Here is a 22,330-nt window from a genome sequence, read left to right on the forward strand (position 1 = left end):
TCGCCAATTCGGCTATATCTCGGATTGCGTCCAGAAAAAGGTCTGGACGCATGTTTTGCGCTATTCGCACAGACGCGTCAGTTGGGTTTTCTTCGGTACCGAACCCTCGCCGCAGTGAGTCTCAAGATACGAATGTCGCGGGCGAGCGACCACGACGCTACGTACTCGTGATCGAGCGTGGCGAGATCGTCTGGGGTCAGTTCGGTGCGGTCCATCAGCATCCACAGTCCGGTCATGCCAGGCCGTAGATCTACCCCAGTCGGTCTGTGCCCGGTCGAGGACCGACTGCTTGCCGAACGGTCGGAACGAGGTGCCTTCACCGGCCGTGGTCGTGGGCCCACCAGACTCATGTCGCCGCGCATCACATTCAGCAGTTCCGGCAGGTGGACCAGGCCATGGCGGGTCATGTGGCTGTCGTCGCAGTCAGGGCCGGGCGCGCGAAAGTTCAACAGGCCGAACTGCCGACCTCGGAAACCCATTCGGGGGAGAGCGCGGACGGCACGGCGTCGCGGACTCTGCACCTTCACACAGGTCCAGCAGCCCAGCAGGACCGGCGCAAGAACGAGCAGGGTAGATGCCGCCACTACACGGTCGAACGCTGCCTTCGCAGCCCTGTCCGCGGCACTCAAGCCAATTCTGGAGTCTCCGGAATCGGCCGAGCCGTCAACTACGTCCACTCATTCCCCTCGTTCGCACTCGAGTCTTCGATGGTGTCGATATATCGCAACACGACTTACTTGGTATCGACTGCAGACACCATCACGTTACGATTTCGCTACTTGTCGGTCGGCTTTCATTCAATTGCAGGTTTCGCTCCGGAAGACGTCATTCATGTGAATTACATAGACCTCATCCGCGCTTTCTCGGCCGCGACCCACTACTCTTCCACGAGCAAGATCAATCAGTACGCAGCAACCGTCGAGCGACGGCCACCCTGAGGAGCCCAGGCGACATGACTACCAGTACCGACACTCATCCGGCGCCTCGAAAGAGCAGGAAGCGTCCCATTCTGTGGACGCTACTGGTTGTCGTACTGATTCTGATCGCGTTCGTGGTGTGGCTCGGCTATGAAGCGCTGACTGCAAAATCGAACTTGGAGACGACGCGCGATGCCGCGACATCGGCCAAAAACGCGTTGCTCGACGGTGATGTCCCCGGAGCCCAGGCGGCGGCCGCGGACGCAATCGCGTCGGCAACCAAGGCGCAGGACGCCGCCTCCTCGATCCCGTTCGATATCGCCGCTTCCATCCCGTTCCTCGGTAGCCCACTGCAGACCGTCGCCGACATCAGCGATGTGGTCAAGGGCCTCGCCGTCGACGTTCTCGAGCCCGCGTCGGAGGCCAGCGCGTCGATCTCGCCGGACTCCGTCATCGAAGGTGGTGGGCGCGTGAACCTTCAGGCCCTCATCGATGCAGAACCTGTGCTGGCGCAGACATCGGCTGCTGCCGAGGATCTCTACGCTCGCGCTCAGGCGATCGAAGATCCGGCCTACCTCGGCGTCGTTCAGGACGCTCGGGTGCAGCTCGAGAACCAGACACACGATGTGGCCGGCCTGCTCACCAATACCTACACCGCCAGTCGTCTTGTTCCGACGATGATGGGCGCGAACGGTCCCCGCTCGTACTTCCTGGCGTTCCAGACCAATGCCGAGGCCCGAGGGACTGGCGGCTTGCTCGGCGGATACGGCATCATCCGCGCCGAGAACGGCACCGCGCGCGTCGATACGCTCGGCAGCAACAACGAGCTCGAGTTCGCCAAACAACCCATCGACCTCGGACCCGAGTACAGAGCATTGTGGGGTCCGCGCAACACGACCGTAGATTTCCGCAATTCCAATGCGAGCCCGAACTTTCCGTATGCGGGCCAGATCTGGTCGTCGATGTGGACGGAGCAGACAGGTGAGCAACTGAACGGCGCCATCGCCACCGATCCGGTCGCGCTGAGCTACATCCTCGATGCGACGGGGCCGGTGACTCTCGCCGACGGCGAGGTTATCTCGGGTGACAATGTGGTGGAAGTGACTCTGTCGACGGCATATTCACGATTCGGTGACGACCAGGTCGCTCGCAAAGCATATTTGCAGGAAATCGCGGCCGCGGTGGTCACGAAGATGACCACCGGAGTCGCCCCGACCAGGCAGTTGCTCGACGCTGTCGGCCGCGCCGGGAGTGAGGGCCGCCTTTCGGTCTGGAGTGCAGATCCGGCCGAGCAAGAGATCCTCGCAGACACCAAGGTCGGCCATACACTGCCCGTAGACCCAGCGCCCTACGCAAATGTGATCGTCAACAATGCTGGCGGTAACAAGCTGGATTACTATCTGACACGCGACATCTCGTATACGGCCGAGTCCTGCACCGGCGACACCCGCAAGTCGACGGTGACGGCCACGCTGACCAACAACGTCAACCCCGATGGGCTAACCCAGTACGTCGCCAGCACCTTCCAGCCGGGTGTTCCCTATGGCTCGAACGAATCGATCGCGTACCTGTATGGAACGCAGGGCGCCAAGATCACGAAGATGTCGGTCGACGGCGTCAATGCCTTCGCGGTCCAGGGCGGAACCGAACTCGGACGTCCCGTCAAGGCTGCGTACCTCACCATCCCTCCCGGCAAATCATCCACTGTCACCTGGGAATTGGAAGAGCCCTCGGTGCCGGGTGAAGCGGTTGTCCCGGTCCAGCCGCTCATTGATACGCCGACGGTGATGGTCGACGTTCCGCAGTGCTGATCCGATTCCCTGTGCAAACGCACATGCGTTTGCACAGGGAATCAAAGACTTCTTGTTCAAGCGAATGAGCAGTCGATCAGCGCGAGGTTAAGTTCGGACCTGTCACCCGACAGTCCTCGGAACCACCGGGCGGACGGCATGACGGACGCTGCAATTCGGAATTGTTCAGCCGTCGAACTTCGGCAGGTAGCCGGCCTCGATGGCCTGCGCCAGTGACGGCGCAGCGCGGTCTTTGTCGGAGAGTTGGTACTCGAGGGGGCTGCCGTCGAGGGCGAGGGTGGGCCAGTCGATCCCGAGGCCGGTATCGAGGGGATTCACATCCCGATCCAAGGTCGGGGTGTACTCGATCGAGCACAGATACATCACCGTCGAACCGTCCTCGAGCGACAAGATCGCGTGCCCCAAGCCTTCGGAGAGGTAGACCGCGCGGCGGTCCACATCGTCGATGAGCACACTGTCCCACTGCCCGAACGTCGGAGACCCGACGCGCAGATCGACGATCACATCCAGAAACGCGCCCTTGACGCAGGTGACGTACTTCGCCTGCCCGGGCGGGGTATCGGTGAAGTGGATGCCGCGCAGCACTCCGGCTGCGGAGACCGAGCAGTTCGCCTGCTGCAGTTCAAGCTCATGTCCCACGGCTTCGGCGAAGGCGGAGGATTTGAACCACTCGAAGAACACACCTCGATCGTCCCCGAACTGGCGGGGAGTGAACTCGTAGGCACCTTTGATGTTCAATTCACGAAAAGTCATCGAAACAGATCTCTCATTTACCGTGATCGAGGAGTTCGAGCAGGTACTGCCCGTATCCGGATTTGACCAGCTTCTCCGCGCGTTCGCGCAGTTCGTCGTCGGTGATGAACCCGCGGCGCCACGACACCTCTTCCGGGGCGCCGATCTTCATGCCTTGGCGCTGCTCGATGGTGCGTACATAGTTCGAGGCGTCGAGCAGGGAATCGAAAGTACCGGTATCGAGCCAGGCAGTGCCGCGGGGGAGGACTTCGACGGTGAGCTTGCCTGCGTCGAGGTAGTGACGGTTGACGTCGGTGATCTCGTATTCACCACGAGCCGACGGCTGCAGGTCGCGGGCGATGGCGAGGACGTCGTTGTCGTAGAAGTACAGGCCGGGGACGGAGAAATTGGACTTGGGGACCTTGGGTTTCTCCTCCAGCGAGATCGCTGTACCGTCGGCGTCGAATTCGATGACGCCGTACGCGGAGGGGTCCTTGACCTGGTACGCGAACACGGCGCCGCCGTCGATGTCGCTGAACCGGCCGAGCTGTGAGCCGAGGCCGGGGCCGTAGAAGATGTTGTCGCCGAGCACCAACGCGGCACCCTCGGTGCCGATGTGGTCGGCGCCGAGGACGAAGGCCTGGGCGAGACCGTTCGGCTCGTGTTGGACCTTGTAGGTGAGGTTGATGCCGAATTGGGAGCCGTCGCCGAGGAGGCGCTGGAACTGGTCGCGGTCCTGGGGTGTGGTGATGATCAGGATGTCGCGGATGCCTGCCAGGATCAGCGTCGAGAGTGGATAGTAAATCATTGGTTTGTCGTAGACCGGGACGAGCTGCTTGCTGACGCCCATCGTGATCGGATGAAGACGCGAACCTGTCCCGCCCGCCAAAATGATTCCCCGCATGAGACAGCAGTCTTCCAGACCTCGCGGGACTTCGCTTCCCCCGGCCAAATAAGCACGCAAATCATCTTCCACCAACAGAGCAATGCCCCAACCAACAAGGTCGGGCACCGAGCCACTAAGTCGCATTGCAAGGTACACTCTCAGAACCCGCGCGAAATCAATTCTACGTCCCAGGGGGTTAAACTTGAATACCGACCCACTCGCATCTGCAGTAGCCACAGTACTCAAAAATGACAATTGCAGTGGATGCGGTGGATGCGCTTTGGTTTCCACTCGAATCAGTCTCGAAATCGCCAAAGATGGATTTCTACGGCCTCAACTCGCGCCGCAGGATGCCGATGGAGCGAATGCTATTCGCGAGGCTGCCATCTTCAAAAAAATGTGCCCTGGCATTAGGGTGATCGCACCGGAATCCGCGAATCTTAGACAGGATGACGTTTTCGGGCCCTATGTTTCAAGCTGGGTCGCATGGGCCATCGATCCCGAAGTACGAAATGCCGGCAGTAGCGCAGGAGTTATTACCGCCTTAAGCAATTGGCTAATTGATACAAAACGTTCAACCACAGTCATAGCCAGTAAAGGTGACGAGACAGACCCCCGGAGAACGGTTCCACTGAACATCACGTCTCGCGATGCGGCACTAGCGGCCGCCGGATCCCGGTATGCCCCCGTAGCCAATACTCCATTATTGAACATGAACCTCCTTGCAGAAACTACTATTGTCGGGAAGCCATGCGAGGCCTCAGCGATCGTACAGCTGTCAGACGCCATGAAAATCAGCCCTACCGACCGCCCGATTATACTGTCGTTCTTTTGCGCGGGAACACCCAGCCAGTTTGCAACAGACTCTCTGGCAGAACTCCTGCAAGCACCACCGCCTGAAATTACCTCCCTAAAATACCGCGGCGACGGCTGGCCAGGCACATTTCGTATCGGGCTCCGGAATGGACAAACTCGAACAATGTCCTACGACGAGTCCTGGGGAACATACCTAGGCCGAACAGTTCAATGGCGTTGCAAACTCTGCGTAGACGGTACAGGTGGCCACTCCGACATTGCAGTTGGCGATTATTGGGATGTAGATAGCAGAGGGTATCCGGTGTTCGAAAATGCCGAAGGCAGATCGGTAGTGATAGCGAGGACGAAAAGAGGCGCCGAAATCCTAGAACTCGCGGCATCTGAAGGAATCATTTCACGATCACCACTGGACTTACATGCTGCTGCTGCCGTACAACCACTCCAGACTGATCGCAAATTGACACTTGCCGGACGTCTATTCGGCCGGCGGCTCGCAGGCAAGCGGATACCCGTATATCGCGGTTACTCGCTAATTAGAATCACTTTCACAGCCAAGAGACGGATAGCTCGGGCGGCCGCGGGTACGTTCATACGTTCACGCCAAACAAGAGACTGACGAACTATCCATCTATACCTTACCCTTTACGCACAGATCAAAGCTCGCCTTGATATCAGCGACTCGAAATCTGAGCACTGACGGGCCGACTCGAAGTGCAAACAAGGTACCGCAGAAGGTCACCAACCACCCGCTAGCTACACCGAACACGCCTCCAAGTGCGCCGAAAGCTGGCGAGAAGAGAAACAATCCCAAAACACTTAACACCGCACCCAAAATTTGCCATGTGCTCATCTGGCCCCCACGCCCCTCCGCGCCCAGCACCTGAGTCGCAACGTAGTTCACCACAACGATTGGCGAAAAGCATATTAGCGCCATCGCCGGAATTACAGCATCCTCAAACTCCGATCCAAATAAAAACGGCACAATAAATGGAGTTACAAGAACTAATAGTAACGCGACCAACATACCGCCTATTGCCGCTGTTCGAACCGCCAAAGCGCGTACGTAAAGAAGCCCGGCCGGGGTCGCCGACGCGACACTTTTGAACACCCCAGACCCAATCGCGTAACCACCAGCAAGAGGGAGCGAAGCAAGGGTAATCGCAACCGAGAGAAATCCAGTCTGGGCAGCGCCCATTGCTACAATTGCAAACAGTAATACAACCGTATTACTCGCGGTCTCCGCGATTTGGCTTCCCGCATATCGCACCCCCTCCACACTCAGGGTTTTCATCGAAAGTCGACTCCCAAAAAAGGAAACCCTGACCTGCAAAATGGACGACAAAGCAGCAACCAAAGTTCCGGCAATGTATGCAACCAGCAAAAGCTGCAACGAAACATGGAACAGTAACCATCCTACAAGGACAGTAATCGCAATCACGCCCGGTTGCACAAATTGAAGCCACGCGATTTCGACAAATCTGTGTTGTGCGATCAAAATGCTCTGAACGCACAGGACGAGCACGAAAAACGCAGAGCAAGCAGCAGCCGCCAAAAACCAGCTGCGCTCTACCATTGACAGTCCTGGAATCAAGAAAATTGACGAGATCGCGCCGAGCGCGAACGCGGGGAATACCAACAATAGGACGACCCTGTACACAACTCGAAGAATTGGCCGCACATCGCTCACCGATGCCATTCGACGCACGGCCATCGGTACACCAAGACCAACTATTACCGGGGTAAGGCTAAGCGCCGCCAAGCACGAAGCGTAAATCCCACGACCTGAGGGCCCCAACTCCCTTGAGATGATCGGAGCCGTCGCAAGGGCAATCAACATCATCAACACACGGCTGACGGATATCAGGAGCGGCGAATTAAACCGCGTTACACTCAAGCTGGGCACGGTAACCGCGCTAGCCTTTCGATGTTTCGCCACTGGTCGCTAACGACGCCAGAAGTTGTTGAGCCGACGCAGGCTCAAGCTCCCAGTAGTTTGAAGCCAAAACACGATCCACGATTTGGGAGTCGAACCGAGACCGAACTATTCTGGCCGGATTACCCGCAACTATGGTGAACGCCGGCACATCGCGAGTTACAACCGATCCCGCTCCGACCACCGCACCAATTCCGATTGATGTGCATCCTGGAAGAATGACCACGTTTGCACCAATCCAGCTATCATGCCCTACCGAACATTTAGAGCGATATACATCCGCACTCGAATCGACGAAACCCAGTGCTGCGTTATACCAAAACGGGTGCATGCTTATGTCTGTAAGCGGGTGCGCCGCGCCGATTCTGCGCACTCCCGGGCCAATTGATACATAGCGACCGATTTCCGTCAATCGGTCAGCATTGCCAGGCTGGAGCAACGATCCGTAACTATAATTACCTACCTCAACACCGAAATACCTTGAAAGAATCCTACGCAAAGTCGCCGAATACATCTGACCACCTTCCATACCAACCACCAATTGAAGCAGTTTCGATCGAAGTGGCAATTTCTCATAGAGTCGCTCAATCAAACGGCCGAAAACAGACTGATAAGGAAGATATTTGGACGAAATACCCCTCATCATGACGCGCTACTCGATCGGGATGCATGATCAGGATTAGACATCAAGGACCACCCCTTGTAATTCACGAGTGTGTCAATACGAGAAGCAGTGCTAACACCGACCAACGCTGCAGAGCGCTGCATCTTACTGAACTCAGCTAGCTCCAGTTTTTCGAGCGTGACACCAACAGGGTCCGCGACGGACGCTAGGTCCACTGTGTGATCCCAACCTATGGCCTTCATCAGTGGCGCAAATTTACGCGAATAGGACCATGATATCGCGACAGTGCCGACGCCAAGAGCATTGATCGCGGAGTGCATCCTCGAACCAATCAGGACATTTCCTTGCGCCAACATCTCTCGCACTTCCTGTAAGCCTCCGGGAATGAGGACGTCCACCGGCACACCACAAGCGTCCGCAGCTTCTCTGACGGCTGGAACATCGTTGTCCAACAACGGCGAATCCAGAACGTGAGCTAACAGACTGACTCTGCGACCAGCAGCGACTAATCTTTGTATAAGACTAACCACGTCATTCTGATACTTAAGATGGTCAACATGTGGGTTTGCATTCCAAAGCAAACCCGACACATTGACTATTACGTCATATTGTTGCCTACGTTGTACACCACCGAGGGCAAAAGCCATGTCCGTAGACTCGACATCAGGGTCTCGGCCGAGCGATCTCGCGCAGCTGCTACTCTCCGGATCCCGTGTGCACACCACCTTTGTATTGCGCAGCATCAGACCCCCGACTATGCGACCAAGCCGTGTCTCGAAGGGCCCGATTGTTTGCGGTGTCATAGCGAGTGGTCGCCGAGCTTTCGCGGCGGCCCTTCTCACATAGCTCATCAGAAGCAGTCTACGAATACCATATATATCGGTGAAACTGTCCCCACCTCCGGTATCGAGAATAACATCGAAGTCGCGAAACATCGCCGTAATCGCACCATTTCGCCGTCCGAAATCGCGCATTACCGACCTCTTCGTTAGTGGCGTTCCAACGGAGTTGTGTGTGTGGAAGATGACCTCGCACGGTCCCCACACCCTGCCTGCAACAGCTTCCGCCCCCGCCGCGAGAGCTTGCAATCCCAAGTTTTCTGCGCGCGGATCTGCCCATAGCACGAGGACACGCGTTCTATTCTCTATTGGCATTACCGTCTCCTACTGAAGCGTTGCTTATAGCTGAGGGAACCATCGACTGCTTTGAACTAACAGCTTTAGCTAATGTTGACGAAATCTCGGGGTTACGGGATAGTTCTTTCTTCCCCAGATGGTCGACCAGTGAAACCATGCCGACAAAGAACCACACCAAGGACCCGAATTGAGTAATCAAAGCCACGGTAAATAGGGCGGGTGTGACCGCAACCAGAGATACAGCCGGAGCGGATTTAGTTCGTCGCAACACGCTCCACAACAACCACCCTGTGCCCACTAATGCAAGCGCCGCGATTACGTATCCAAAGCTAACTCCAAGCAGAACGTACGTGCTGTCAATTGATTGATATCCTTGAAAATAGAATTCTCCCTGCGACGGCTCCGTATACCCATTGGCGAGCCCTAACGGATTCATCGATGGTATCAAGTCTATTAGAGTAAGACGGTAATCCGATGAGATGGTTGCGCGGCGACCTTCCGCCCCAAACACTTTTACGATGCTCGGGATTGTAAACCACGCGACCGCTACGAAAACAAAAACCAATGCTGCTTTGCCCTTGGACCGGGTGCCACTCTTGTAAAAGAATAATGACAATATGATTGCCAGTACGGCACTCAACATACCTGATCGACTGAATGATACGACCGTCCCACCCAAGAGAACTGCAACCATTGCCGCGCGATAGAGCGGGCGGAACTTTGCGGCAAATACAATCGGAATTGCGAGCGATAGCGAACATCCCAATGCAATGGAGTGGCCGAAGGCCCACTCAGCTCGGACAATGCCACCCCGGTCCTGTTCATGCCCCCAAGCTAAATACTGCGTGTTGTCAACTACCAAGCTGTAATAAGGATTCCAATCGAAAACGAATTCTAGAATTGCAAATGATGCCGCTGCCGAAAAAATGATCGCAATTGCGCGGAATGTGAACTCAAGACCAGCCCTCTGGACTAGCAACCGCCCAACTAGATAAGACAACAACCACTGTGTCACGACGTTGGTCACGTCACCCGGCCGAGAAATACCAGCCAGGCCACACGCCACGCACAACGCGCAGAATATATATATAGAGAGATCGATACGGGATAGTGTCCACCGCTCTCCTAGAAATGCGCCGCCTAAAACCACTACGCCTGCAATAGAACTCGCCGGCATGTAGAACGGGTCATTTATTCCGAACCAAAATGGTAGGAAAGCACATACGACCAGCCAAAGGGTTATAGCAAATTTCGGATGGACCGTTGATAACAAGAAAAGGGTCGCGGTCACCAGCAATGCCAACACTGTAATGTACCCCAAGAATAGTGGGACAATAAATAACAGAATTACCAGTGCACCCGCAAATGGGAAGATCAACTTCTTTTGACCAACAATGCTGGTGTAGCCAACTTTAGGCATGTCGACCAGCCTTCGAGCTGAGCCTAAGTACCTCTGTGCTATAAAAAGCGAACCTTATATAGTCCGAATTTTCCAAATATGATCTTCGCTGCAATATAGCGCGGACCGCGTGCCCCGCCGCTCGTAGGATCATGCCGGTTGCGAATACATACTTCCACGCCACGTTTTGGAGTCTCGATCGGGAAATATCCGTCTTATACAGATCGTAGAGGTTAACCAGCCACTCTGAACCTGGACGCTCGTCTGACTCACTGTTGCTCTGCCCCAAACCGTGGTCCCCCTGAATTTCGGCAGACAAGACGACTCTCCGGCCGGAGCTTTTGACTCGAAGGCAGAACTCGACATCCTCGGCATACATAAACCAGCGCTCCGTCAAGCCGTTGAGCTCTTTCCAAATCTGGGCCGGAATAGCCACACACGCACCTGATACCCAGTCCACGTCTATGGTAGAAAACTGTTGGCTACGAAGAATGTACATACCGCGGAAATATCTATTACCAGAGACGAGTCGCGATAAACCGAAATAGTGGCAGAACATTCTCCAAAGCGACGGCTTCATTCCTGCTTCTCGGACAGCCAACTGCCGGCCTGGATGGTGAAGCAAGGGGGCGATGGCACCAATTTCAGGGTCAATTTTCAATAAATTATGTAAAGCTAGAATACTATGAGGGCTGATTGACGCGTCTGGATTGAGCAATACGATCGTTTCGCCTTTTGCAATCTTAACTCCGATATTCACGGCTTTGGCAAATCCTAGATTAGCGCCGCTTTCTATAAGCTGCACAGCAGGAAGGTTTGTACGTATGAAATCAGCACAACCATCTTGAGAATCGTTATCGACCACAATGACTTCAATTCCGGTGGTGGCAAACAGTTCAGCGGAAATATGTTCCAGCAACGCTCTGCTGTTGTAGGTGACCATAACCACTGAGACGGAAACCTTACCCTCAGCGCCTAGCGGCAGCCCCGAATTGGGTTTTGCATTAGCAGCCATCGTCTCTTTCATTTAGCCCGCCTTATACCACCGGTTGAGTTGCCAGAAGCTGTCTGTTCCGATAGTTCAACGATGTCGGCTTGGTATCGCGCAACGCTGAACCGCCTTGTTGCTGATGCATACGCGGCATCCGCCATCCTCTGCGCTTGGTCACGATCAGTCATCAATTTGGAGATGGCGTCTGCTAAAGCACTTGGATTTCCAGGTTCGCTCAAGATTCCGGTTGACCCGTCAGTAATAATCTCAGCCAATCCTTGCACGTTTGATGCAACCACTGGCCGGTTTGCAAGTTGCGCTTCAACGGCTACATTGCCAAACGGCTCAGTTAGAGAAGGCACTATAACAACTTCGGATAGCGCCAGTTGGTTCGCGACATCATCTCTGTAGCCAGCAAAATTAATGCGGCCCTGCAAATCAGGCGCGTTCGCTCTGCGTTCCAGCTCAGCTGCGAACCATTCGTACCCCGGATATATGTCGCCACAAAGCGTGAGTGATACGTCGTTGCCGGTTTGAACCAGCTTCGCGACGGCTTCCAGGGCGACATCGGTTCCTTTTCGCGGAGATAGTCGGCCAACCATGACCACTCTTGTTTGGCCGGCGAAACCGTTACCCACCGGCGCGGGCTTTTGCCCCGAATGGGGAATTCCATTGTAGATGAGCTTGATACGAGACCGAAGTCTCGGGACGGCCATTTCGATGACCTGCCGAGAAGCCTTGCTGTTTACAATTACAGCATTGCAAAGCAAAAGAGGTACTGTCAATAGTAACGCAACCGACTTGCGTGCTGATTCTTCTGCTTCATGCACATGGCAAACCAACGGTACTCCGTATAGCTTTGCGGCAAGAAACCAAACCGGGGTAGTCAGCGTGTTGGCATAGACGATTTCGGGTTTTATTGCTCGCATCATCCGCCAGATCGCAAATAGCGAAATAAATGTATCAATAAAATACTTTGGTAATCCTCTTGGGCTGAGTAGCGATTTCCTGCTTACAGGGAATTTTACAAGTTTGACCACTCCTCCACGCTCGGCAATAAGCGTTTCGAGTGGACCTGAGGCAGGCAGCGCAACGTGCACAGCGTGCCCTGCATGAGTCAGACCCTCGATTGTTTCCAATAGCTGGAGATCTGACCCATACAAATCGGGGGACGGATGCGAGATCAGTATTTTCAGAGAGCGTTTGGTTTCCATCAGCGCGTCTTCAACAATTTCGCCGGTATTCCACCGAATACGGAGTTCGGTTGATACGCACCGGCCACTACCACTGCGCCAGCGGCAATGATGCATCCATCACCTATTTGCGCTCCATCCAACACTGTTACCCGCGCCCCGATCCAGCAACCAGACCCGATCCGTATACCGCTGTGACTAACACCTTGTTCTCGAATTGGCGCGTCGAGTGATGTAGAGATGTGATTTTCGGAATGAAACGAGCAGCTATTTCCGACAATTGTGTCGGAGCCTATCTCGATTCCGCCAGCGCAACCGTAAAACGAATCGGTACCTAATCCGACGTTGTCACCAACAATCAGACCGCTCCCGAGGTGTTGCAGACTCCCGGTGCACTCAATTCGGGTATTTTTTCCGATGGTGGTATTACTGCCAAGTCGGACGCCATATACAGACATCGCATCGACAAAAGATCCGCTTGAAAAGGTTACATTCTTTAGTGCTCTAATCTTCTTTTTCGCGATTATCCGCGCGCTAATAGCTACGAATGGAGCATCTTTCGTTCTCCGGAATAAACGTATACCATTGGCTCTCATTAGCGCTCGGTTTGCGAGGATTCGAAGCAGATAGGAAGGCTCGATACCAGAGTCAACCTTATAGTCTTTGCCTTTCACGGATGAAATTAGTCTGCCCGCAAGTCGATCAACCACGCTCATGCATACTGTCCCTGCGCCGTTGCGAGCAAGTCGCTTATGGCCAAGTCATATCTTTGGCATATATCATCCCAAGAATAGTCCGTGTTTGCGCGCAGAGTCGCAGAACTACTCAGTTTCTCTTGCTGATCTGAGTCACCCAACAGCGTTATTATGGTGCTAGCAATCTCGGTCGGCTGTGGCTGGCAAAATAATCCAGCCGATCCGATTACTTCGCGGTTGTAGACCGTGTCCCTGGCGACAATAGGCGCTCCGCATGCCATAGCCTGCACAAGCGCGGGGTTGGTCCCGCCCACACTATGCCCATGGAAATAGGCGCCAGCATTACTCCATAGTGAAAAGAGCTTCTCGTCATCACTGAGGTGGCCCATCCAATGAACTCGGTTTGATTCTTTATCTAACTGCCTGACACGTTCTTCCAATTCGCCTCCATATCCGGAGCTGCCAACGATTACTACATCGTGACTACGACTGATTCTTTCGGCGGCAGTTATGAACTCCGCGACAGTATTTTCGGGCACAAACCGTGCGACCATCAAGGCGTATTTTCTCGGTTGAAGTGCTCCGACACCTATGTTTTCGTGAGGTGTATCGCCCCCGTAAGGTATAAAGATCCCCTTGCGGCCAAACTCGTCATCCCAACGCCGCTGGATTTCGATCGAATCGCAAATTACCTCATCTGCATAACGCGCGGTAAACTTCGCCCCAGCGAGGAACACCTTCTTCGCTGTACGTCCCCATTTATCTCTCTCCCACTCCATGCCATCGACATTGACAATTGTTCGTATTCCACGAGACTTCAATGCCGGTAGCCAAAACCCATTCGCGACGTTAAGAACTAAAGCTGCATCGGGCTTTTCCCAAGCGGCGTGCAAACTCGAACCCAGTCCAGACGATAGGGTCGACAATGACTTGGTTTCGATCCCTGGCGTCAAGATTGACTTGACTCGGCGATCCAACAACGGATCTGTAGGCCTAGTGGCACCCTTTCGTCCGTACACTGCCACCTGCCAACCCTGATCTGCCAAATAGGGCGCAAGTCGACGAACCAATGTCTCAAATCCACCGTAATAACTCGGGTACCCCCGACTGCCGATGATCGCGATGGTTTTCTTCTTCAACGCCCCAACCTTCCTACCTTTGAGAATTTGGCTCGCCTTCTGTCTTACCGAACTGCCACCAGATATGGAAATCAGACCCGGTCAGTACGCGCCATCACTACCTGCCACGGCCTTCAGTGTCTTCGCAATGATCAGCAGATCACCGACCATCGACCAGTTCTCGACGTACGAGAGATCCAATCGCACAGTCTCTTCCCATGAAAGATCGCTACGCCCGCTGACCTGCCACAGTCCGGTGATACCTGGCTTGACAAGAAGTCGTCTACGAACGTCTCCGTCATACGTTTCAACCTCTCGGCGTAAGGGCGGTCTTGGGCCGACAACGCTCATCTCACGTCTGAGGACGTTGAGGAACTGGGGAAGCTCGTCGATGCTGGAGCGCCGCATGAACTTGCCGACCTTCGTGACCCGAGGATCATCACGCATCTTGAACAGAACGCCGCCCTCGCTCTCGTTCTGAGCGAGCAACGTGTCGACCTGCTTGTCTGCGTTCTGCACCATGCTGCGGAACTTGATCATCGGGAACGGCTTGCCGTCGATGCCCATACGTTCCGACTTGTAGAAGACCGGCCCGCGACTCGTCGCCTTCACCGCAAGTGCGGTCAACAGCAGCACCGGGGAGATGACTAGGATTACCGCAGCAGCAAACGCGAAGTCGAACGCAGTCTTACTGAAGCGGGTAGCACCGTTGTACTGAGGCTTCTCTACGTGAATGAGAGGGAAGCCCGCCACAGGACGCATCACCAAGCGGGGGCCGGCAACATCGACCACACCTGGTGCAACTACCAAGTCTACGTTCTTCTTTTCCAGGTCCCACACCATCTTGCGAATGCCTTTGGTGCCTAGATGCTCTGTGGCTGTCACTGCGACTGTGTCGGCCCCCGAAGCCTCGATGGCCTCGACCACACTGTGCTCATCGCCGAGCACGGGGATCGCGTATCCGTCGACGAATACGGAGTCACGCTTCGGCTCGTAACCTGGCAGGCACATCCCGACGACGCTGTAACCGGCCGCGGGAGATCGCTCGAACTGTTTTGCCATCGACACAGCCGCCTTGCGACTACCCACGATGAGGACAGCTGTCTGGTACTTGCCCTTGCTTCGCTGCGACGCCACACCCTTGCGCCAAAGCCAACGGCTCAGAAGCAAGGTCAGAAGTCCGACCGGTAGTGCGATGGCCAGGTACAGCCGGGCAATGTCGACTTTGAAAAGTAAGGAGAGGATGGCGATGACGCCGAAGAGGCGGAACGTCGCCGAAACGATTCGGCGATACTCCTCGGCACCGTTTCCGATGACCCGGGGTGAACGGGTGCGGAAGATCGCGAGAAATGCGATCCACAGTGCGGCCAGCGCGACGGACACTCCGGTGTAACTCATCGTTGCTCTGATGCCGTCGGCCTGGATTTCGCCGAAGCGAACCATCTGCGCGAAACCGACTGACAGCACGATCGCGACGACGTCCGTCACTCGAAGCCTGTCGATGTATTGGTCTTCCCACACGCGGCGAGACGTCAGGCGTCGCACGCGCCAGGCTTGCTTCTCAGCAGTCAACCGCTGCGGAGTCTGCTGCACTGATCCGAGTGTTGCCACCGACTCCCCCTCCTAGATCAACTCCGGCAGTTTGCGACCGTCGGTCGTGGTTCGATTTCGAACCTTCTCCAGCCACATCTGCATTGACGTGAAGAGACCGGTCCCTCGTCCGCTACTCGAGCATTCAAATTTTCTCACGTCGACCGGGATACGACTCACCAAGTGGTTCACATCACAGAATGATTACGTCGACCCCTCTTTGTTTACCACACTTACGAACACGCGTGAAGGCGTACTGGAGAGAATTCCCAACGCAAAGTGCATCGACAGAATTCGACTTTCGTTACAGCCTCAACAGCTGGGGTATATTCTGTTCAATAGCACTGCACGGCAACAGTTTTCTGCACTTGCTCACAACCGCGGCGGCTCTGCCGCGATCGTTTACCTGACGGAAACAAGAAAGATCGATCGATATTCACATAATCGTCCTATTGATACTGCGAAACCCACCTGACGCTCGGCCGGTATTGTCAATCAGTCATTCTGACGGTTTTTCATGGATTTCAGCGGCGCGACTTTGGTTATTAATTCGATTGAACGACAATAGATCTCTTTGCGCGACGCTGTAGCGTCACCAACTGTTTTACGAAGTCAAGCAGGCAGCACACCCGTCACGGACGCCCAAGACCGCGATATGTCCATCCCGCGGCCCGCCATTCCTCCGGGTCCAGGCAGTTGCGCCCGTCTATCAGGGTTTTGACCCGAACCACACCATCGAGGTCAGCTGGCTTCAGTGCCTTGAATTCTGCCCACTCGGTTAGGACCAGCACTACATCGGCTCCCTCACACGCGTCCAACACAGACGACCTGTAGCTGAGCGTGGGAAACAGTTTTTGCGAATTCTCCATAGCTTTCGGGTCGTACACACTGACCGCGGCGCCCTGGAGTTGGATCTGACCGGCGACGTTGAGAGCGGGTGAATCTCTGACGTCATCGGAATCTGGCTTGAACGCCGCACCCAAGACGGCAACGCGAGCGCCTAGGAGCGAACCGCAGGCTTCGCGCGCGAGTTCCACCATCCGTGTGCGCCGGCGCATGTTGATGCTGTCGACCTCGCGAAGGAAGGTGAGTGCCTGGTCGGCGCCCAGCTCACCCGCTCTAGCCATGAACGCGCGAATGTCCTTCGGCAGGCAACCACCACCGAATCCGATACCCGCGTTGAGGAACTTGCGGCCGATCCGGTCATCGTGGCCGATCGCGTCCGCGAGGATTTTCACGTCGGCACCGGACGCTTCGCAGACCTCCGCGATGGCATTGATGAACGAGATCTTGGTAGCCAAGAATGCGTTGGCAGAAGCCTTGACCAGCTCTGCAGTCGCCAAATCGGTGACCAGAAACGGAATCTTCTCGTCGAGAAGCTGCGAGTAGACCTCGCGAGCCAGAATTTCGGCCCTGCCCGGCCGCGCTTTGTCTACGCCCAGGACCAGACGGTCGGGATGCAGCGTGTCCTTGACTGCATAGCCCTCACGGAGGAACTCCGGGTTCCAGGCGATTTCCACACCCTCGCCGGCAGGGGCGAGTTCGCGAGCCATCACGCCGAGACGCGCGGCCGTGCCGACGGGGACGGTGGATTTACCGAAGATGACGGCAGGCTTGGTAAGCAGAGGTGCCAGAGTCTCAATGACCGAGTCGACATAAATCATGTCGGCAGCGAACTCACCCTTTTTTTGGGGAGTGCCGACGCCCAGGAAGTGGACATCGGCGAAGTCAGCTGCCTCCTGGTAAGAGGAGGTGAAGCGCAGACGGCCCGCGGCGATGTTGCGCTGCAAAACCTCTTCCAGCCCGGGCTCGTAGAACGGAACCTCACCGGCTTCGAGCTTGGCAAGCTTGGCCGGGTCGACGTCAACTCCGAGTACGTCGTGCCCAAGCTCGGCCATGCACACAGCATGGGTCGCGCCGAGGTAGCCGGTCCCGAACACAGTGATCCGCATAGCGTTGTCTTCCCGTCCCTACCAACTCGAAACCGAACATCCGATCCGTCAAAGGGTAGCGGTGGATAGCCGTTGTTCGAGCTCCGATGAACGCACGGCGATAACGTGCGCGGCGGCATTCACCACCGGATAGACAGTTTGTCGGTCTCACACACCCGAGCAGTAATCACCAGTTCGCCGCTGGGGCAACGAGGCATGAACAGACGATAAACAAGCACCAAGCAGAAAATCTCTCCTACAAGTCGCCGTGCAGACTGCAGGTCTGGCCGACGCTGCATAAATCGTGTCGAATAGCCATGAGAATCTGCGCCATGCCCAATTGACTGAACGCGGGCAGCGCGGTTGCCGCTGGCAAGATCGCCCGAATCTGCGACCCTCACGTGCGTCCGCTCCGCGACTTATCCGACACCATGGCGGCGCTGTCGGCCTCCCCCACGGCCACGTTGCGCGCAGCGCCCGACCTCACGCGAAGAGCTCGTGGGTTCCGATTCTGCACTCAGGGCGCAATGTTTTCGAGGTCTGCTAGCAGGCTCGGGTGCATCGGCTTCCACCCGAGAACCTCACGCGTGTGAGCGCTGGATGACGGCTGGTCGGTTGCAAAGATCTCGCCAAGCGGACCGAAGACCTCTGCCGCGACCGATTCGACCGGAAGATTCAGACGCCTGCCGATGACTGTAGCGATGTCCCGCACCGCGTCGCCCTCGTCGGCGACGGCATGCCACGCACTACCGGCAGGCGCCTGCTCCAACGCAATCCGGAAGAGAGTTGCCGCGTCGAGCGCGTGCACGGCGGGCCAACGCTGAGTGCCATCGCCCGGATAGCCGGAAACACCTGTTCGACGGGCATTCTGGGTAAGCAAACCGGCGAATCCGCCGTCGCCCTCGTTGTGCACGGTCCGCGGCATTCGCACAGCCGAGGCACGAACACCTCGCGAGGCGAAGTCCAACACTGCCGTCACCGTGCGACCACGGCCGCCGACCAGTCCATCCATCGGCAATGGGTCGCTCTCGATCGAGGCACGGCCCGGTATCCACGGTGTACCGGACACGGTAACGAACGGGCGATCGCTGCCAACGAACTCCTCGGCGATGGCCATCATGGCCGCGGTCTCTTCGGCGACCGAACGGGCGACGGCATCGGCGGTGCTGAAGTCATTACTGAACGCCAGGTGAATAGCTCCGTCGGCCTTGGATGCCCCGGTGCGAAGCACTTCCAGGTCGGCAAGCCCTCCCCGTAGCGGCTCCGCGCCTGCCGCGGTGGCCGCACTGGCCGAGGCGTCGGACCGGGCGAGAGCCAGGACAGTGTGGCCGTTGTCGAGTAGCTCGGCGACGACGGCAGATCCGATCAAACCGGTGCCTCCGGTGACAAATACGCGCATGAGGATCCTCCGAGAAAGTGATGGGACTTATGTCCCATCAACGTAGCACCCGATGGGACTCTTGTCCCATCGCTTAGAATCGGTCCATGGCACGATGGGAACCAGGAGCACGCGAGCGTCTCGTCGTCGCGGCAGTCGATCTGTATGCCGACCAGGGGTACGACGCCACTACCGTCGCGCAGATCGCCGAGCGTGCCGGCGTCACGAAAAGTACGTTCTTCCGCTACTTCCCCGACAAGCGCGAATTGCTCGTCGCCGGACAGGAAACACTGAGCACACTGCTCGCCGAGGGCGTCGGCGAAGCACCTGCAGGCGCCAGTCCATTGGACGCCGTGGCCTCTGGACTGGAGCGCGCATCGAGCGCGATGGGCCAGATGAACCGCGAACTCGCCCCTCGACTGCAAGCAGCCATCGCAGCGAGCAGCGAACTTCAGGAACGCGACGCACTCAAGAGCGTCGGTCTCGCGACTGCGATGACGGACGCCCTCGTGGCCCGGGGCGTGCCCGAGGCCACCGCGCACCTCGCAGCCGAAATGGGCGTCCTCGCGTTCAAGCGGGCGTACGCCGAGTGGTCCAAAGATGACCACAGCCCCGACGCCGCTCTCGCACCGTTCACTGTGGCCGCGCTCGACGAATTACGCATCGCTAGTCAGTCTTTGGGCTGATGAAACCGAACCTGCCGCCCAAGGTCCGGGGGAACACTAAGAAAACCCGACCGATTGGTTTACAGTCATTCCACTAACCCACTAGTGGAATGGTGCACATATGGTCGCGTACCGGATAGACCGGCGCTCCGGCATCCCCGCGTACGTTCAGCTCGTCCTGCAGACCAAACAGGCACTGCGCCTCGGCGAACTGTCGGTCGGTGACCAGCTGCCCACCGCCAAGGACGTCGTCGGCGCCCTCGCGATCAACCCGAACACCGTGCTCAAGGCATATCGCGAACTCGAACGCGACGGGCTGGTCGAACCACGGCCAGGGATCGGGACATTCGTCGTCACCTCGCTCGCCAAACCGGGCATGGCCGAAAAGGCCGCACTACAAAGCGAACTGGATCGGTGGGTCGCACACGCCGACGCAGCAGGTCTGGACCGATCCGATCTCGAGGCGCTTGTCGCCTCCGCACTCGACAACCGGTACCCAACCGCTCTACATGACACCGCTCTACATCCCCCCGCTCTACATGACACCGAAGGAGCTGGCGAACGATGACCGACACGGTCCTGTCCATGACGGACGTCGACAAGTCGTTTCGGAGAACAAAGGTGCTCGATGCCTGCAGTTTCGACGTGCAGCGAGGCAGCATCACCGCGCTCGTAGGGTCCAACGGTGCAGGCAAATCGACGTTGATGTCGCTTGCCGTCGGACTACTGATGCCGGACCGTGGATCCATCTCGGTGCTCGGACATGCCGTCGGCCAGCAGGGAATCGCACCCGGGCTGTCCTATCTGGCGCAGCACAAGCCGCTCTATGCACGGTTCACGGTGGCCGAGACGCTGCGGTTCGGACGCGCAACCAACACGCAATGGGACGACGCCTACGCGACGGCACTGGTAGATGCCGCCGGGGTACCGAAGTCCACTCGCATCAAATCGCTGTCCCCCGGCCACCGCACTCGCGTCGCCCTGGCTCTGGCGCTGGGCCGTCGACCCGAAGTCCTGCTGCTCGACGAGCCCTTGGCCGATCTCGACCCTGTTGCCCGACGCGCCGTCGCGCAGACGTTGATGCGCGATGCCGCGGAGAACGGAACCACCATCGTGATGTCCTCTCATGTTCTCGCCGAACTGGCCGACGTCGCCGATCAACTGATGCTGTTGCAGGGCGGAAGAATTCAACTGTCCGGCTCCCTCGACGAACTGACCGCAGAGCATTACGTGCTGTCCGGCACTGGCGACCCGTCGACAGTCGTCGGAGTGGGCACGGTGATCTCCGAAGAACTCGGGACTGGAGGTACGACAGTGGTCGTCCGAGGGGTGCGGCCGCAGCACACCACTGGGTGGCAGATCGACAGTGCCACGCTCGACGACGTCGTCCTCGCCCATCTCAGCGCTGGGAGCGGCTCGTGATCTGGGTGACGTGGCGGCAATTCCGCGCAACCATCCTTGCCGGTGTGCTGACGCCGCTACTGCTGGCACTCGTCATCGCCGCATTTACGTTGGCCCTCGGCGACCGCTCCGGTGGATTCGGGCTCTTCGACTGCTTCGGTGTGTCGACGACGCAGTGCCTGCTCGGATCGACGCTGACACTCTCGAAATTGGCGACGATCGCCTTGCCTGTCATGCTGGGTGTCTTCGTCGGGGTGTCGGTGTTCTCCCGAGACATCGAGCGCCGGACTCACGTCCTCGGCCTCACCCAGTCCGTGAGCCGGCAGCGTTGGTACTGGACGCGGATACTCGTCGTATTCTCCCCGGTGGTTCTCGCGATGCTCATCCTGGGACTGGTGGCGTATTGGTCGCAGTTCCACTCGTTCTCGGGCGGATTCACATTCGCCGGGTACACGGATTCGAGGCTCGAGTTCCCGTCGCTCAGTATGTCGGGACTGGTACCCGCGGGCTATACAGCACTGGGCCTGACCATCGGTAGCACCGCGGCTCTGGTGCTGCGCAACACGATCGGGGCGATGATCGCGACGCTCGTCGTCATCGTCACTGCTCTGATCCTGTTTCCGGTTCAGATTCGGCAGCATTACGCCACAACGCAAGTGGAAGAGCTCACGCTCGAGGAGAGGTTTTCCGCCGATGGCTACTCGTCGTCGAACTATTCGTCCTCGTTCAACTCGTACAATCCTCGGTGGACGGTCGGGTCCGACTTCGTCGACACCGAAGGTCGGACGATCGTTGTCGACTACGACTTCTGCACCTCACTGCCCAACGAATGGCCCGAGCCCAACGACACCGAAACTACTGCTGCATATAATGATCGGGTGAGCACAGCCAACCGCGAGGCCATGCAGGCCCGCGTCGAATGCTTGCGGGCCAACGGCATCGACCACTTCGAGAATCGCTACCACGAGGATCGGTTGTTCTGGCGATTCCAACTCACCGAAGCTGCACTGTGCCTGCTGCTCTCGATCGTTCTGACCCTGGCATCGGTTCCGCTGGTGAGGCGGATCCGACCTTGATCTGGTCGGTGTGGCGGCAGCATCGGAGCGCTCTGAT

The 22,330-nt window shown here is 57.1% G+C and carries 20 protein-coding genes; 6 read left to right on the plus strand and 14 right to left on the minus strand.

Annotated features, from left to right (window positions below):
- Window positions 1-77: 77 nt before the first annotated feature.
- The gene (locus tag QMK17_RS23905) at window positions 78-677 is read right to left on the minus strand and encodes a sugar transferase (protein WP_336620186.1); all 600 of its coding nucleotides are present in this window, start codon (window positions 675-677) and stop codon (window positions 78-80) included.
- 275 nt (window positions 678-952) lie between these two features.
- Here QMK17_RS23905 and QMK17_RS23910 point away from each other — a divergent pair, with 275 nt between their 5' ends.
- Window positions 953-2,728 (plus strand): DUF4012 domain-containing protein, encoded by a 1,776-nt coding sequence (locus QMK17_RS23910; protein ID WP_283511784.1) that lies wholly within the window; start codon window positions 953-955, stop codon window positions 2,726-2,728.
- Window positions 2,729-2,893: 165 nt separating this feature from the next.
- Here the strand turns inward: QMK17_RS23910 and QMK17_RS23915 are convergent, their stop codons facing one another.
- Both QMK17_RS23915 and rfbA read right to left on the minus strand, forming a co-directional pair.
- A complete protein-coding gene (locus tag QMK17_RS23915) occupies window positions 2,894-3,481 on the minus strand; it encodes a dTDP-4-dehydrorhamnose 3,5-epimerase family protein (RefSeq protein WP_283511785.1) in 588 nt (195 codons plus the stop codon).
- Window positions 3,482-3,494: 13 nt separating this feature from the next.
- Window positions 3,495-4,364, minus strand: a complete 870-nt coding sequence (gene rfbA, locus QMK17_RS23920; RefSeq protein WP_283511786.1) for a glucose-1-phosphate thymidylyltransferase RfbA — start codon at window positions 4,362-4,364, stop codon at window positions 3,495-3,497.
- Window positions 4,365-4,743: 379 nt separating this feature from the next.
- Here rfbA and QMK17_RS23925 point away from each other — a divergent pair, with 379 nt between their 5' ends.
- Window positions 4,744-5,778, plus strand: coding sequence for a Coenzyme F420 hydrogenase/dehydrogenase, beta subunit C-terminal domain (locus QMK17_RS23925; RefSeq protein WP_283511815.1), 1,035 nt, complete (start codon window positions 4,744-4,746; stop codon window positions 5,776-5,778).
- Window positions 5,779-5,790: 12 nt separating this feature from the next.
- On the opposite strand, the gene QMK17_RS23930 is transcribed toward QMK17_RS23925, so the two are convergent.
- From QMK17_RS23930 to QMK17_RS23970, 11 genes are all read right to left on the minus strand, one after another.
- Window positions 5,791-6,849, minus strand: coding sequence for a hypothetical protein (locus QMK17_RS23930; RefSeq protein ID WP_283511787.1), 1,059 nt, complete (start codon window positions 6,847-6,849; stop codon window positions 5,791-5,793).
- Window positions 6,850-7,075: 226 nt separating this feature from the next.
- A complete protein-coding gene (locus QMK17_RS23935; protein WP_283511788.1) occupies window positions 7,076-7,741 on the minus strand; it encodes a CatB-related O-acetyltransferase in 666 nt (221 codons plus the stop codon).
- Entirely contained in the window at window positions 7,738-8,874 is a 1,137-nt protein-coding gene (locus tag QMK17_RS26535; RefSeq protein ID WP_442972823.1) for a polysaccharide pyruvyl transferase family protein, read from the minus strand. The genes QMK17_RS23935 and QMK17_RS26535 overlap by 4 nt, the downstream gene beginning before the upstream one ends.
- A complete protein-coding gene (locus QMK17_RS23940; protein ID WP_283511789.1) occupies window positions 8,858-10,276 on the minus strand; it encodes a hypothetical protein in 1,419 nt (472 codons plus the stop codon). The genes QMK17_RS26535 and QMK17_RS23940 overlap by 17 nt, the downstream gene beginning before the upstream one ends.
- The gene (locus QMK17_RS23945; protein ID WP_283511790.1) at window positions 10,269-11,282 is read right to left on the minus strand and encodes a glycosyltransferase family 2 protein; all 1,014 of its coding nucleotides are present in this window, start codon (window positions 11,280-11,282) and stop codon (window positions 10,269-10,271) included. The genes QMK17_RS23940 and QMK17_RS23945 overlap by 8 nt, the downstream gene beginning before the upstream one ends.
- Window positions 11,279-12,460: a glycosyltransferase family 4 protein gene (locus tag QMK17_RS23950; protein WP_283511791.1), complete on the minus strand. Its 1,182-nt coding sequence runs from the start codon at window positions 12,458-12,460 to the stop codon at window positions 11,279-11,281. Before QMK17_RS23950 ends, QMK17_RS23945 begins: the two co-directional genes overlap by 4 nt.
- On the minus strand, window positions 12,460-13,155 hold the full coding sequence (locus QMK17_RS26540; protein WP_442972824.1) for an acyltransferase: 696 nt from the start codon (window positions 13,153-13,155) through the stop codon (window positions 12,460-12,462). The genes QMK17_RS23950 and QMK17_RS26540 overlap by 1 nt, the downstream gene beginning before the upstream one ends.
- Complete coding sequence (locus tag QMK17_RS23955) at window positions 13,152-14,273, minus strand: DUF1972 domain-containing protein (protein WP_283511792.1); 1,122 nt, start codon at window positions 14,271-14,273, stop codon at window positions 13,152-13,154. The genes QMK17_RS26540 and QMK17_RS23955 overlap by 4 nt, the downstream gene beginning before the upstream one ends.
- An 81-nt stretch (window positions 14,274-14,354) precedes the next feature.
- Window positions 14,355-15,845 (minus strand): sugar transferase, encoded by a 1,491-nt coding sequence (locus tag QMK17_RS23960; protein WP_442972825.1) that lies wholly within the window; start codon window positions 15,843-15,845, stop codon window positions 14,355-14,357.
- A gap of 629 nt (window positions 15,846-16,474) precedes the next feature.
- On the minus strand, window positions 16,475-17,794 hold the full coding sequence (locus QMK17_RS23965; RefSeq protein ID WP_283511793.1) for a UDP-glucose dehydrogenase family protein: 1,320 nt from the start codon (window positions 17,792-17,794) through the stop codon (window positions 16,475-16,477).
- 496 nt (window positions 17,795-18,290) lie between these two features.
- Complete coding sequence (locus QMK17_RS23970; protein WP_283511794.1) at window positions 18,291-19,172, minus strand: SDR family oxidoreductase; 882 nt, start codon at window positions 19,170-19,172, stop codon at window positions 18,291-18,293.
- An 86-nt stretch (window positions 19,173-19,258) separates the two neighbouring features.
- On the opposite strand from QMK17_RS23970, the gene QMK17_RS23975 reads away from it, so the two are divergent.
- From QMK17_RS23975 to QMK17_RS23990, 4 genes are all read left to right on the plus strand, one after another.
- Entirely contained in the window at window positions 19,259-19,837 is a 579-nt protein-coding gene (locus QMK17_RS23975; protein WP_283511795.1) for a TetR/AcrR family transcriptional regulator, read from the plus strand.
- 100 nt (window positions 19,838-19,937) lie between these two features.
- Window positions 19,938-20,384, plus strand: coding sequence for a GntR family transcriptional regulator (locus tag QMK17_RS23980; RefSeq protein ID WP_283511796.1), 447 nt, complete (start codon window positions 19,938-19,940; stop codon window positions 20,382-20,384).
- Complete coding sequence (locus tag QMK17_RS23985) at window positions 20,381-21,238, plus strand: ABC transporter ATP-binding protein (protein ID WP_283511797.1); 858 nt, start codon at window positions 20,381-20,383, stop codon at window positions 21,236-21,238. The genes QMK17_RS23980 and QMK17_RS23985 overlap by 4 nt, the downstream gene beginning before the upstream one ends.
- Window positions 21,235-22,293: an ABC transporter permease gene (locus QMK17_RS23990; RefSeq protein WP_283511798.1), complete on the plus strand. Its 1,059-nt coding sequence runs from the start codon at window positions 21,235-21,237 to the stop codon at window positions 22,291-22,293. The genes QMK17_RS23985 and QMK17_RS23990 overlap by 4 nt, the downstream gene beginning before the upstream one ends.
- The last annotated feature ends 37 nt before the right edge of the window (window positions 22,294-22,330 follow it).

The organism is Rhodococcus sp. G-MC3 (assembly GCF_030063335.1).
In the GTDB taxonomy this organism is placed as follows: Bacteria; Actinomycetota; Actinomycetes; order Mycobacteriales; family Mycobacteriaceae; genus Rhodococcoides.